This window comes from Methanoculleus sediminis (genome assembly GCF_001017125.1).
GTDB lineage: Archaea > Halobacteriota > Methanomicrobia > Methanomicrobiales > Methanoculleaceae > Methanoculleus > Methanoculleus sediminis.
In genome coordinates this window covers 1-13,133 of sequence record NZ_JXOJ01000008.1, presented here as the reverse complement: position 1 = coordinate 13,133, position 13,133 = coordinate 1, and the positions used below count along the sequence as shown (strand labels likewise).

General features: G+C 60.8%; 14 protein-coding genes. 8 read left to right on the top strand and 6 right to left on the bottom strand.

The features are described from left to right. Positions 1-206: 206 nt before the first annotated feature. Positions 207-2,063 carry a hypothetical protein gene (locus SZ63_RS11235; protein WP_048185447.1) on the top strand — a complete coding sequence of 619 codons (1,857 nt, stop codon included), beginning with the start codon at positions 207-209 and terminating at the stop codon, positions 2,061-2,063. A gap of 1,143 nt (positions 2,064-3,206) precedes the next feature. Here SZ63_RS11235 and SZ63_RS11230 read toward each other — a convergent pair. Both SZ63_RS11230 and SZ63_RS11225 read right to left on the bottom strand, forming a co-directional pair. Then, positions 3,207-3,845: an archaellin/type IV pilin N-terminal domain-containing protein gene (locus tag SZ63_RS11230; protein ID WP_048185445.1), complete on the bottom strand. Its 639-nt coding sequence runs from the start codon at positions 3,843-3,845 to the stop codon at positions 3,207-3,209. A 14-nt stretch (positions 3,846-3,859) separates the two neighbouring features. After that, a complete protein-coding gene (locus SZ63_RS11225) occupies positions 3,860-4,441 on the bottom strand; it encodes an archaellin/type IV pilin N-terminal domain-containing protein (RefSeq protein ID WP_241481337.1) in 582 nt (193 codons plus the stop codon). Between the two features lie 370 nt (positions 4,442-4,811). Between SZ63_RS11225 and SZ63_RS11220 the strand changes: the two genes are divergently transcribed. Further along, positions 4,812-5,480, top strand: a complete 669-nt coding sequence (locus tag SZ63_RS11220) for a hypothetical protein (RefSeq protein ID WP_048185821.1) — start codon at positions 4,812-4,814, stop codon at positions 5,478-5,480. 257 nt (positions 5,481-5,737) lie between these two features. Here SZ63_RS11220 and SZ63_RS13275 read toward each other — a convergent pair whose 3' ends face one another. The 4 genes from SZ63_RS13275 to SZ63_RS11205 all read right to left on the bottom strand — a co-directional run bounded on the left by SZ63_RS13275 (position 5,738) and on the right by SZ63_RS11205 (position 7,727). Beyond that, on the bottom strand, positions 5,738-5,980 hold the full coding sequence (locus SZ63_RS13275) for a type II toxin-antitoxin system HicA family toxin (protein ID WP_082122772.1): 243 nt from the start codon (positions 5,978-5,980) through the stop codon (positions 5,738-5,740). Then, on the bottom strand, positions 5,958-6,254 hold the full coding sequence (locus SZ63_RS13100) for a type II toxin-antitoxin system HicB family antitoxin (protein ID WP_052959139.1): 297 nt from the start codon (positions 6,252-6,254) through the stop codon (positions 5,958-5,960). The genes SZ63_RS13275 and SZ63_RS13100 overlap by 23 nt, the downstream gene beginning before the upstream one ends. Positions 6,255-6,472: 218 nt before the next feature. Further along, complete coding sequence (gene speB, locus SZ63_RS11210) at positions 6,473-7,324, bottom strand: agmatinase (RefSeq protein WP_048185441.1); 852 nt, start codon at positions 7,322-7,324, stop codon at positions 6,473-6,475. A 25-nt stretch (positions 7,325-7,349) separates the two neighbouring features. Then, positions 7,350-7,727, bottom strand: a complete 378-nt coding sequence (locus tag SZ63_RS11205) for a translation initiation factor IF-5A (RefSeq protein ID WP_048185439.1) — start codon at positions 7,725-7,727, stop codon at positions 7,350-7,352. Between the two features lie 89 nt (positions 7,728-7,816). Between SZ63_RS11205 and SZ63_RS11200 the strand changes: the two genes are divergently transcribed. The 6 genes from SZ63_RS11200 to SZ63_RS11175 all read left to right on the top strand — a co-directional run bounded on the left by SZ63_RS11200 (position 7,817) and on the right by SZ63_RS11175 (position 12,907). Next, positions 7,817-8,593 (top strand): bifunctional fructose-bisphosphatase/inositol-phosphate phosphatase, encoded by a 777-nt coding sequence (locus SZ63_RS11200; protein ID WP_048185437.1) that lies wholly within the window; start codon positions 7,817-7,819, stop codon positions 8,591-8,593. 7 nt (positions 8,594-8,600) lie between these two features. Next, on the top strand, positions 8,601-9,413 hold the full coding sequence (locus SZ63_RS11195) for an NAD(+)/NADH kinase (protein ID WP_048185435.1): 813 nt from the start codon (positions 8,601-8,603) through the stop codon (positions 9,411-9,413). 73 nt (positions 9,414-9,486) lie between these two features. Beyond that, positions 9,487-10,203 carry a DUF169 domain-containing protein gene (locus tag SZ63_RS11190; protein WP_048185433.1) on the top strand — a complete coding sequence of 239 codons (717 nt, stop codon included), beginning with the start codon at positions 9,487-9,489 and terminating at the stop codon, positions 10,201-10,203. A 118-nt stretch (positions 10,204-10,321) separates the two neighbouring features. Further along, entirely contained in the window at positions 10,322-10,810 is a 489-nt protein-coding gene (locus tag SZ63_RS11185; RefSeq protein WP_048185432.1) for an amino acid-binding protein, read from the top strand. Continuing rightward, positions 10,810-11,796: a homoserine dehydrogenase gene (locus SZ63_RS11180; protein WP_048185431.1), complete on the top strand. Its 987-nt coding sequence runs from the start codon at positions 10,810-10,812 to the stop codon at positions 11,794-11,796. Before SZ63_RS11185 ends, SZ63_RS11180 begins: the two co-directional genes overlap by 1 nt. Beyond that, complete coding sequence (locus SZ63_RS11175; protein WP_048185429.1) at positions 11,780-12,907, top strand: helix-turn-helix domain-containing protein; 1,128 nt, start codon at positions 11,780-11,782, stop codon at positions 12,905-12,907. The genes SZ63_RS11180 and SZ63_RS11175 overlap by 17 nt, the downstream gene beginning before the upstream one ends. Positions 12,908-13,133: the final 226 nt, after the last annotated feature.

Here is a 13,133-nt window from a genome sequence, read left to right as displayed (position 1 = left end):
CGCCCTCTTTTATTCTTTATTTCAGATATATGTTTTACGTATTTGGCAAAATGTTCTTTACGAAGATATTAAAATTGGCGAGTCTAAAAACTACTAATTCACAGATCAGCTCCTCTTTACGCATCATCAGGGCGGTTATCATGAGTTCACGACGACGAAAGTCAACAACAAAGCCTCAGCCGGATCGGGTAGAGGAAATCCGGGACATGCCGGAACAGGGGGCGCTCTCCTGCCTCCTGAGTAAAAACCTCATACCGGTGCTCATCTTCCTCTTTGCACTCTTCCTTACATTAACATTCTCGAATCCGGCGCTCTTCCTGAACGACGAATGGATCACCGTCAACCAGCTCCACCAGCTCGGCGAAGGCCACCAGGTAACCGTAAACGAGGGAAAGTACGGCACGTTCCTGAACGGGACGGCCGGCCCCTACTTCCAGGCCCGCCATAACCTCCTCGGCTACACGATGATGCTCCCCGTTCTCTCGCTTCCTGCGCTCTGGTTCTTCGGCCTCTTCGGCGACCAGTTCAGGCTGGCTATCGTGCTCCTCTGGTCGCTCCTTCCGGTCGCAATGGCAGTGCTGGTCGATGCCTATCGCCCGCAATATGCCCGGTGGCACGGGGTCCGGTGGACCTGGCTCGTGATCGCCGCTGCGTTCATCGGGCTGCTCGCAAACCTCACTTTCTACTACCCCTGGCCGTTGACCGCACCGGACGCGCCTATAGAAACCGCAGCGGTGATCTTCACGAACCACCTCCTCTTTGCCGCGCTCGCGGTGATGATCTACCTCACATGCAGGGCCATCTTCGAGGATACCTGGTTCTCGATCTTCGGGACGATCGCCTGCATCTCCTGCTCGTCATATGTCTTCTGGGCCTCGAACGCGAAGGATCACATGCTGCTGATAGCGATGACCGCGGCGGTCGTCCTTTTCCTGGTGCGCTATATCCGGTACGGGGGGCTCAGGGATGCCGCTCTCGGGTTCGCGTTCATCGGGCTGCTCGCGTGGGCGAGACCGGAGGTCGGGTTTACGGTCTTTGTCTTTGCCGCGCTCTACTACGTCGGGTTCCGGGTCTCCCGCGGCCTTCTGCAGATGCCTCCGCTCAATGCGGTCAAAGCGCTCTGCATACCCCTTGCGACGCTCCTCGGAGCCATCCCCCTGCTCATAAACAACGCCCTTGTGACCGGAAACCCTCTGGTGCCCACGTTCTACGTCTACGAAAAGCGGCTCGTCGCCGGTGCCCCGGGCGAGGAGATCATCGGAGCGGCCGAGGCCGTGAACGGCGTCGTTCAGTCGGTTCCGGGGCCTTCTGGAGGGATCTCGGGTTTCCTCTCGGTCCTTGCAAACCACTTCTCCCCGTCGTGGTCGACCCTGCCCGGCGACATCTTCGGCATCCTCTTTGCTCCCGCATCCGGGAACATGAGCCTCGTCGCGGTCTCGCCGCTGATCATCCTCGCGATCGTCCTGCTCCCGATGATCTACCTGGACTACCGGAGGGGGGAGCGCCCGCCCCATCTCGCGGTGGTGGCCTTCCTCCTCGTCATAGCCTGCGCTGTCTGGGTCGCCTACATCCGGAGCCTTCCGGGGCTGAACGCCAGCCACGGCATCGTCCCGGATATCCGCTACCTTGCTCCCTTCTACCTGCCTGCAGGGCTGCTCGGGGTCTACGCGATCTCGCGCCTGAACGGGACTATTGACCCGAAGCGGAGGACGCTGTGGCAGATCGCCGTCGTTGCTGTCTCCGCTCCGGCGCTGCTCGTCGCCATGATGCTTATCCAGCCCTACGACGGCCTGTATGCCGGTTACACCATGTTCTTCACGCAGATCACGTTTGTACTGCTTGCCGTAACTCTCATCCTCATCGTGGCGAGGAAACAGTTCGGCATCCCGGACGCCTGGGTTGCAGCAGCCCTGTTCCTCCTTATCGCCGTGCCGTTCACGTGGCAGTTGATGATGGTCTTTTTCTACTCCGTGGCGAAGTTCAATGGCTACCCGCTCTGGATACCCCTCGTGGAAACGTTCTTCCAGCACAATATCGGGGTGTCCGGGCTGGAAAACCTCTAAAACATTACTTTTTACCTGGAACTGGGATATATGTGAAGGACGGTCGTCAACACTCACGTGGACTTCTCGCGACGCATATTCATCGACGGAAATGGTAAACGATGCGCCCTCCGGGGAGTATTCTCTACAGGGCGCGCCATGAGCCTCAGTACTTCGCCAATTTAGACATCCGACGTCAAGCACTGCAGCCTCGTGCGACGACCTAAAACGAAGTTAGCAACACCCGGACAGGTTCTCACGCTCTCGCCCTCCGGCCAGTCGCGTTCCGCCCATCGCTCTTCGCACCTGCGGTGCTCGAACTCCTTTCCCTTCGGGAAAGTCGTTCGTCGCGGCTTCGCGTGAGGCTCTATCACCCTCTGTGCTGAAAACTCACGCGAAATGCGAGCGCAGCAAGTTTGAGCACCGGAGGTGCGATTGGTGTCCCTCCTGTAGAGGGCATTCCGGGATGCCCTCTTATGCCCCCGTGGTCGTCCCGGAAAGATTTTCGAACCTTCGGTATACCCCAACCGGAGCCCTTACTTCCCGGGTATCTATCATTTGAACTGCATTCTGAGCAAGAAGGGTGAACCGGCTTTCCGTAGGGAGTCGCACCTTCGCACCTCCGGTGCCCAAACTCTGTTCCCAGGTGGAACGTCGTTCTTCTGTGCTCCTGCCCCTCGGCACGCATCGCATATCGCACCTCGGGGAGTGCGACTGGCCGAAGGGTGCTCCGGACAACGTCCGGAGCAGGAGCATGAGAAGAACGAAGTTCTTCGAGGGTCCGGGGAGGTGCGACTGGAGGGAGTTTGAGAAGACCTAAGGTCTTCGAGCGGATTTCCCCCTCCCGGTAACAGCGTTTCACATGAAAATACAAGAGGTGTATTACCCACCCTCGAGGCGTTCTTCACGCTTTGCGCCTTGCACGGTGGGATGACAACAAAGCATCCACGCGGAGTGCGAACGGATTGAACATCCAGAAAAAAGCATCTCCAGAAGTCCTGGCAAAGTACTGAAACCGGGACAAACCGCGATCGCCTGGCATCGGTGAATATTGTGACGAACACAACGCATACGCAAAGGCGGGCCGTTGCCCAATCTCCCGTGCACAGGTTGCCGTTGCCGGATCGAGTCGTCCGGTATCGGAGTCCCGAAGAAAAAAAGAGATTAGTAGAGAATGTTCACCCTGTGGAGCGCCGGCGGGAGAGTCTTCTGCAGTGCGAAGACCGCACCCACGGAGGGCTGCAGGTTAACCGAGAACGGCGTGTTTGCCGTCAGGGTCGTCGGCGTCGAGACCCCGATGACGAACTGCTCGCCGGGTTCAAGGACATCGTTGTCGTTTGCGTTGACCTTCTCGATGATACCCCACTTGCCCATTTCATCCTTGCTCGCGGGGTTTTCCGTCATAGCCTCGCTCGCGGCTATCAACGTCGCCTTCAAGGTTTCGCCATCTTCGTCGTCCACGAACTGAACGTCCGGGGACCTTGTTGCTCCATCGAGGTAGGAGACAACCATCTTGCTGACGTCAAGCGCGGTGCCGCCGGCCGTGTTGCCGACGGTGAACTGGACATATGCCAGGTTTTCCGATGCGGTCGTCGCTACGCCGTAGACGTTGCCGATAACCTCCATGCTGGAACTTGCCTGCTGTACACCGGTATGGACGACTTCCTGACTCTTCTGGGTCGTGAAGAAGCCGGCGCCGAGCACTACATACGAGAACACCGCGGCTACGACGATGAACGCGATCAATACGATCGCCGCCTCGAGCCCGGTGAATGCATCATCATGCTTGATTAAAGATCTCATGTTTCATCACCACCTCAGTACAGCTCGTAGCTGCGGTCCGTAAGCAACGCCGGGGGCACGACCTTCGTCATCCCGAGTGCGGCACCGATATCCGGCTTGATATCGATGTTGAACGGGGTGTTCGGCGTGAGTATATTATCACCCACAAACTCACCGGTCCCGGTCAGCGGGATCGTGATCATGACCATCTCGTGCTTCTCGAGCATATGGTCGTCGGTGACCTGTTGCCCGACCGGGGTCCGTATTACCTTGTGGGTACCGGTACCATCCTGATCGACGTAGGTTACGATGTGCTCCGTTGTCGCTACCGTGTAGGTTACTTTCCTCATGTCGACCGACGTTCCGCCGGCCGCAATCTGCAGGTAGAACTGTACATTGCCGAGGTTGGCCGTACTCGATGCCTGAGCGATGACCGGCCCGGATATCTCGAGCGTCGAGCTCGTCTGTGACACACCGGTGTGCACAACCTCCTGGCTCTTCTGGGTCGTGAAGAACCCGGCACCGAGAATGACGTACGAGAAGACTGCGGCCACGACGATGAACGCGATCAATACGATCGCTGCCTCAAGGCCGGTGAATGCGTCTTCGTTTCTCATCAATTTGCTCATGAAACGTTTCCTCCTGTTACCGGAGTCCGAATGAGAGTTTCATCCGGAACAATACGGTTCTTTTGAATATATGCGTAAACCTGTATAAAAAGTTATTCAAACTGCAGGAGATTTGAAAACTGGTGTTTTTGATAATGAATGCGTATAAAATCCCTTTTACGGGCTCGCATCGGTCTCAGACAAGTATTTGTAGCCGGAGGTACAACGATACCTGTACCGAAAAACCACGCGGATGACCGCCCCGTTTTGGAAAAAATGTTTCTAAATGGGAAATATACTGCATTTTCCGGGTACCGGAGACGGGGAGGCGGATCGGCCGCACGGGATGGTCTCAATCGAAGGGAGGAAGGAACAGAATATGACGAAAAAGCAGGATTTCATCTACGTTGTTCTGGGAATCGCGGTCGTCCTTGTGATGGCCCTGATCATCAAGCCGGCGGCGACCGGCGAGCTGCCGGGCTTATGGGGGTCCGGGGAGCCGGAGCCGACGATAACCCCGGCCTGGACGCCCACGATACCCACCGCGGCGCCGACGCCCACGCCGGTGCCCACCTGGGACGGGAAGCCGCGGCCGGTCAAGTTCGTCGACCCGGGCACCCACCAGATCCCGACCGGGGAGACCCGCCTGAATATGACCACTCCGCCGGGGGCCGTGACCGGGCCCGGCACCACCCGGTGGGTGACCTACGCGACGATCGACGGGCAATGGTCGGGGACGACCGGGATCGTCCGGGTCCCGTTCCCGATGTGGCGGCTCGACTACTCGGATATCGCGACCTCAAACGACGAGATCCCGTTCTTCAACTGCCAGGTGATGGATGCCGAAGACCCGAACCGGTTCGTCCGGGTCGTCACCCTCAACTTCGCCGACTTCCTGGGGGCGAAGGACAACCCCGATCTCAAGAAGCAACGGTGGGTGAGCACCTTCTACGAAGGATATCATGATTACTACTTCGTCATCAACACCCGGCGCATCGACTCCTACCACTTGAAGATCCAGGTGCCGGAGACGTATGTGGGTACGTAAGATCGATGCGTGACGGTTCGTCGACGGTGCCGCGTGGGGTGACCGACGGTGAGGATTGAAATGGACTCCGAAGATCCGGGCTTTGCTGAAGTCTTCCCCGGAAGATGAATCCTCCGGATTGTCTATGCCTGGCCTCCATCGGCGAACCGGGTATTGCCGGCAGTTGTGGGGAGTATTTCAACCAGTTTGTCCATTCAGAAAGTGATGTTTGCACTGTTAGATGATCGGACATACGAGAGGGGCTGGAAAAAGAGAGATTACCTTATTGCGGCGATCAACTCTTTCCGGGGAATCTCCGTTGCTTTTGAAACCTCATCGAGTATTGAATATAGTGTTCCGACTCTCAGTTCGTTGTGCAGGGGAACGACAACATGATATGTCTTGTCACCTTTTTGGATAACCATTTGAACGTGGCTTCCTGTTTGTCGAAGGTAAGTGTACCCGAGAGATTCGAGGTATTTAACGATCTTGAATCCACTAACAACCGGTCGCCTTGACATTGCGATCAACTTTGAATGTCAATTCAAGCTGTTGAGTAAGTGGTTCGGCGTCGATCTCATCGAGTTCAAGGATGAAGTCAGGCACGGGTTCGGTCGTAACGGTGATCGTGATCTGTTCTCCCGATCCGATCTCTTCTTCGAAATAAAGTTCTGTTGCTTCTATGATATTATCGACGAGTTCGCCGATAGTTTCTCCCTGGGTGACGATGCCGTGATCTGTAGCACGAGCGGTCCATCCCCCATCGTAATAGAATATTTTGAACTCGACTAACATGACCTTCACCCCGAATTAGTTGAGATGTGTGTGGTTTAATACAATAAATGTAGTGGCGATACCGGGTCCGATGTTTCGGGGGGTATCATGTTTAGTCGATTTGACACTCTCCCGGGGCTTTCTTGCATCCCCATGAACCCCGATGTTGCGACGCGGCTGTAAGCCTTCGACGATGATACCAGAACAAAACTGAGCGCCAGGAAAAAGAACCCGGATCTTCACCGCCCGGCAACCCAATGCCGTGCAATGAACTCCCGCACGATCTGCGCCGCCACCGCTGCCGTCTGCCCGGTATCGAACGGCGCGACCTCCACGTAATCGAAGCCCGCGACCTCGGGCGCGAGGGCACGCACGACCTCCCGGATATCGAGCGGCGTCATCCCGAACGGCTCGGGCGTCCCAAGGCCCGGGGTGAGGCAGCAGTCGATCGCATCGGCGTCTATCGAGAGGTAGACCCGCCGTTCCCCGATACACTCCCGGACCTCCCGGAGGACGGCGCCGATCCCCCGTTCGCGCACCGCATCGGCGGTATAGAGGCGCGTCCTCTCCGCAGCAATCTCGAACTGCTCGCGATCGCCGCTCCGCGCCCCGATGACGACGACGTCCTCGACCGTATCGAGGACGCGCCGGGTGACGCACCCGTGGCTGTAGGGCGTCCCGTCGAGTTCGTCCCGGAGATCCAGGTGGGCGTCGCAGACGACGTAGACATCGGGCCGGACGGCCCGGACCGCGCCGATTGTAGCGGTGTGCTCGCCGCCGAGCATCACCGGCACCTTGCCGTCGCGGACGATATCCCCCGCGACGTCGGTCACCTGGCGGGCGACCTCCTCGGGCAGCCGGGAGACCGCGAGGTCGCCGAGGTCGGTGATCGGGACTTCCGAAAAGTCTATTTTGGTCGTGGGATCGTAGGACTCGAAGTTGAACGAGACCTCCCGGATTGCCCGGGGCCCGAACCGCGTACCAGGCCGAAACGACGTCGTACCGTCGTAAGGGACGCCGAAGACGGCGTAGCGGGCATCCTCATACGAAGCATCCGCATCCGCAAAATGGAGGTGGGCGAGCTCGTGCATGCCCGTTTTTGTAAGCCAGAAAAGGTCACTCAAGTTTCTTCTTGCCCAGGGATGATATGTACGGGATCTCCTTGCCCGGCTCGAGCCCGGCGGCCTGCTCTTCAGTCACGTTGAGCTCGAACATATCGAAGTCCTTGACGTCCATGAACTGGACGGTCGTGCCGGCGATCGAGATGACCTGCGCCATCTTCCGCTCCACTACGGGCACGTAGGTCTTTGCCGAGACCGGCTGGACGATCGAGCGTTTGACGCCGTCGAAGATGCCGATGCAGTCGATTCGGGACTTTGCCGCTCCATGCTTCCCGGGCTTGGAGGTGGCGATGGAGACAATCCTGCAAGGCTCATCTTCTACAACGACGTAACGTCCCTCTTTTAGTTTCCCAACTTCTGTCTGTTCCTTCATATTGTCTCACTCGGTAAACGCGTGATTAATGTATCTGGATTACAGTACATAAATACACCGTAGAACAAGGGAAGGAACGAGGAGAGTTGATGGAGTTCATCCGGGCGTGTGAAGACGTGGCGGGGGCGGTACGCGATGCGATAGCGGGCATGGTCGGAACGCCGGAAGCAGGGGCGTACGTCAAGATGGGCGCGGACGGCACGCCCACGAAGAAGATCGACCAGGTCGCGGAAGATATCATCGTGGATCACTTCGCAGAACGTTCGCTCTGCCGGCGCCTGATCAGTGAAGAACTCGGGTGCGCCGAGATGGGCGGGGAGAACGGAACCATCTTCCTCGACCCGGTCGACGGCACCTACAACGCCGTGGTCGGAATCCCGTTCTACGCCCTCTCCATCGCATATGCGGAAGAAGGGGTCGTTCAGGCGGGATACGTCCAGAACCTCGCCACGGGCGAGACCTTCCACGCTGTCCGGGGCCGGGGCGCCCGCCTCGACGGGCGTCCCATCCGTGTCTCGGGGGTATCGCTCCTCGAAGAGAGCGCCATGAGCGTCTACGGCCGGAAGTTCGACCCGACGCGTGTCCAGATGATCGGCCGGAAGATCCGGCGGTGGCGCCTCCTCGGCGCATCGGCGCTCGAACTCTGCTACGTCGGGTGCGGTCGCATCGACGGTTTCATCGACGTGCGGGGAACGCTCCGGGTCACAGACGCGGCGGCGGGGATGCTGGTCTGCGAGGAAGCCGGCGGGAAGGTCTCCGATCTCGAAGGAAACGCGCTTGTCTTCCCCGACGAGGTATCCGTCGGGCGGAGTCTCGTCGCCACGAACGGGATCGTGCACAACAAGGTTGTCGAGTACCTGAGGTGAACCGCGCATGAAGATTGTCCTTGTATCGCGTATCGACGAGGCGGATGCGCTCCGCTACACCGCGTCGCTCGCCCGGGAACTCGAAGGCCTGGGGCACGACGTCGCTCTCGAAGAGGGCACGGCGGCACACCTCGGGGAAGAGGGTATTTCGTTTGAGGAGATCGACGGCGACCTGGTCGTGGTCGTCGGCGGCGACGGGTCGGTTCTCCTCACCGTCCACCAGATGAAGAAGCAGGTTCCGGTCCTCGGTATCAACTGGGGCGAGGTGGGATTCCTCGCGGATCTGGAACCCGACGAAGCAGGAGCGTTCTTCGCCGCCCACAGGGATGGGTTCGATGTCGAGCGCCGGATGCGAGTCAGCCTCTCCGTCAACGGGATGCCGCTCGGCGACGCCCTCAACGAGGGACTCGTTGTCACCGACCGACCGGCGAAGATGCTTCGGTTCGGCGTTTACGTCGATGGCACGCCCGCAGAACGGTTCAGGGCCGATGGCCTGCTCGTATCAACCCCGACCGGGTCGACCGCATACGCCATGAGTGCGGGAGGGCCGATCGTCGACCCGCAGATCGAAGGGTTCCTTCTCGTGCCGCTCGCGCCGTATATGCTCTCATCCCGCCCCCACCTCATCAGCACCAGGAGGAACCTCGAGATCACCCTCGAGACCGAGAAACCGGCGCACCTCGTCATCGATGGGCAGAGCACGTTCGAACTCGAAAAAGAGGCCACTCTCACGGTCAAGAAGTCGGACCAACCCGCCCTCTTCGTCCATACGGGCAAGCCTTTCTTTGAGAAGGTGAACCGTAAACTGCGCAACCTCTGACCCTGCCGATACCTCGAACAGAGATTTTATGAGTGACCGCGGGGACTATCTCCACAGAGGAGTGAGCACGATTATGGAAGACCAGATGCGCACGGAGATCCCCTACGCGGAGATCGCGGAGACGTTGAAGAAATCCCTCGACCTGCGGGGATCGCCGGTCGCGGTGAAACTCGCAAAGAGCCCCGAGGGCATCCCCGAAGGGGTCGGGCCGATCGACGAGACCGTCCGCCACTGTCAGATGATCACCAGGGCGCGATTGAACGGCGAGATCTTCTACGCGACCGCCGACAAGCACGTCTGCATGGGGGGCGGCTGGGCCCTCGGGCTGAAGGAACTCACGCCGAGCCTCCGCTCGGGAGAGTTCTACTACAAACTCGGCAAGTTCGAGAGCTGGGCCGCCTGTATGCGGACCATCCGTCAGGTGCCGCATGTCCCGGAACTCGAGACGTATGCGACTGTCTATGCGCCGCTTGAGAAAACGCCGTTCGATCCGCACGTCGTCGTCATCGTGGCAGAACCGCGGGCGATGCTGAAACTCGCGCAGACGACGCTCTACCTGCTCGGAGGACGAATCGAGTCCACGATGGCGGGGATCCAGTCGGTCTGTGCGGACGCGACCGCGCTGCCCTACCTCTCCGGCAACGTCAACTACTCGCTCGGGTGCGACGGTTCGCGCCGGTTCTCGGGGATCGAGGACGACGAACTCGTCATGGGCATCCCCGCCGAGTTCCTTCCCGAATTTGCCCGGTCGCTTCCGATCGTCACCGCCGCACCCGGGTCGGTGAAGTAGCAAAGCGTCCCTCTCCATTTTTTACGGCACACCTCCCGTCGAAGGACTGTTCCCGGGTACAAGGCTTATCACCCCGGCAGGTCAACTATTCAGCAGGTGGTTTTTTTTGCAGGTATCCATGAAGCTCGAGATGAGGGACCAGCCCGGACAGCTGGTCGCAGCCCTCCAGCCGATCTCGGCCGTCGGGGGAAACATCATCGCGGTTATCCACCAGCGGGAGACGCCGGCGGCTACGGAGACGCTGGACGTCCAGATCGTGCTGGAACTCCCCGAGGGGCGCCTTGAGAAACTCCTTGAACTGCTCCGGGAGCAGGGCGTCAACGTCGTGCGCATCGGCGAGGAACGGCTCCTCTACGAATGCACAATGATCATGATCGGGCACCTGATGCACACGGATCTCTCGGACACGGTCGACCGGATCGATACGACCGGCTCGGCCGAGGTGACGGAACTCTCTCTCGTCATGCCGGCGATCAGTTCCCCATCCTCGGCACGTATCACCATCCGTTCGACCACCCGCGACGAGATGAAGAGAGCGATCCGGATCCTGCGCAGCGTTGCGGAGCAGAAGCATCTCCTCATCATCGAGCCCCTGGAGGATGCATGATGCGGATCGCCATCCTGGGATTCGGCTCCGTCGGCCGGGGCATCGCCCGGGCAATCCTTGCAAAAAACCTCGATATCACCGTCACCGGCCTTGCCGACTCGCGGAGCGGGATCATCGATCCGGCCGGGATCGACCTCGCGGCGGCGCTTGCCAAGAAGGAGAACGGCGGCCCCTGCGGCGGTCCGGACGTCGGCCCCGCCGACGTGGTGGCGAAGGCGGATTACGACGTTCTCGTGGAGGTGACCCCGACGAACGTGGACGACGGCGAGCCGGCGCTGGGCCACATCCGGGGAGCCCTCGGGCGGCACAAGCACGTCGTCACCTCGAACAAAGGCCCGATCGCCCTCGCCTACCCGGAACTCCGGGACCTGGCTGCGGCAAACGGCGTCTTCCTGAAGTACGAGGCGACGGTCTGCGGGGCGATCCCGCTCATCCACGCGATGCAGGAGGGCCTCGCGGGCAACACCATCTCACGGCTTTACGGGGTCTTCAACGGCACCTGCAACTACATCCTCACCCGTATGGCCGAGGATAGCCTCACCTACGAGCAGGCCCTTGCCGAGGCCCGGGAACTCGGGTATGCCGAAGCCGATCCCACCTACGACGTCGAGGGGATCGACGCTGGCGTTAAGCTGGTCATCCTGGCAAACACCATCCTCGATATGCGGACCGCGCTCGACGACGTGGAGAGGACGGGGATCACCCTCCTGACGCCCGAAGCCCTGCGGCTTGCGGAGGACCAGGACTGCACCATCCGGCTGATCGGCGAGATCGTCCCGGAGGCGGGAGTGCTCCGCGTCTCGCCGCGTCTCGTCGCAAAAGCGCACCCGCTCGTCGTCGAAGGGACGCTCAACGCGGTCACCGTGGAGACGGATCTCGCCGGGGACCTGACGTTCATCGGGAAGGGCGCGGGCTCCGTCGAGACTGCCAGCGCCGTGATCGGCGACCTCCTCTACATCCGTGATCGGCATGTCCAGGGTTCTTGAGCGGAGAAAACAGTACCTGCGGCTGATGCGTCAGGCGACGCTTGAGAGTGGCTACTTCACGGTGGCCGATATCGCGGAGGCGACCGACACCCCCCGGAGCACCGTCCAGGACTGGGTGAACCGCCTCATCGAGGAGGGTTGCGTCCTGATCACGGAGGAGCAGCGGGGGCGGCACGCGGCGCGGTATGCGGCGAGCAGCGTGATGCCGGAGAGCGCCTGCCGCCGGGTCTTCACCACGGTCGACGGGGACGAGGTCGAGATCTACCACGAGTGCATGAGCGGGGGGTGCGCCGCCTTCTGCGAGTTCCATCACGCCCGTGCCGGCGGCGCCCTGCAGTCGGTCCGCCGTGACGGGACGCTGCTCCGCGAGCGGGCAGGCCTCGGGCGGCGGGAGGTGGCCGTCGGGCTCGACCCCGCGCCGGCGGTCGGGATCGTCGGCGTCTTCCACGAGGACGGTTACATCCGCCAGCAGATCCGGTGCATCGGCGGCCCGGCTTACTCGCTCACCGATATGATGTCCCTCGCCGAAGGCGTCTGCGGCGTCACTGTCCACCGCGAAGGGCCGGTGGTCGAGGGCGAGGTGGTCACCCGGGCGCTCGCCTACGTCGCCGTCGGGATCGACGACACCGATACCGGGACCGAGGGCGCGACGTTCGCCCTCGCCCTGGCCCTCCTCCAGCACCTCGCGAAACTCGACGGCGTCATGCCGATCGGCCACCGCGTGGCGATGCTCAACCCCCGGCTCGAGGTCCGGACGGCCGGGAACTCGTGCAGTTGCATCGAACTCGCGGTGGAGCCCGATCTCGTGCCGCGGATCGAGGAGGCCGCCGTTCGGTTCGTCGCCGGGGAGGCGGCGTCCCCGGAGTGGGGCGTCGCCGTCCGGCAAGGCTTCCGGGTTCCCGGCGCGCTCCGGGCATACGGGAGGACCGCGAGAGAGTCGGTGATCGGCCGGGAAGAGGCCGAGGAAGCCGCCGGGCGGTTCGGGGCGCACCTCCACGGCGGCCGGGGCGTCATCGGGGCGCTCGCGGCGGTCTCGCTCATCGGGCTCCCTCACGACGTGCTCCTCGATCCCGGACGGGACGTCTGCACCGGGTGGGAGCCGGTGGGGTGAGTGCGGGGGTGCAGTCTTCGGTTTCGGTTCTTGAGATGCTCATTTTTTGAGTGGTGCGCCCATTCTTTAACTCATTGTCCTACATCCCCGGACACGGATTCCCATGGGCTATCGCCATTGGGGGAACGACACTCCGCTAGGAGTGGAGTTCGAGCACCGAAGGTGCGAGGCGCGAACGCAGTGAGCGTGAGCACCGTTAGGTGCGAGGAGGGGCTGACGGGGAGGG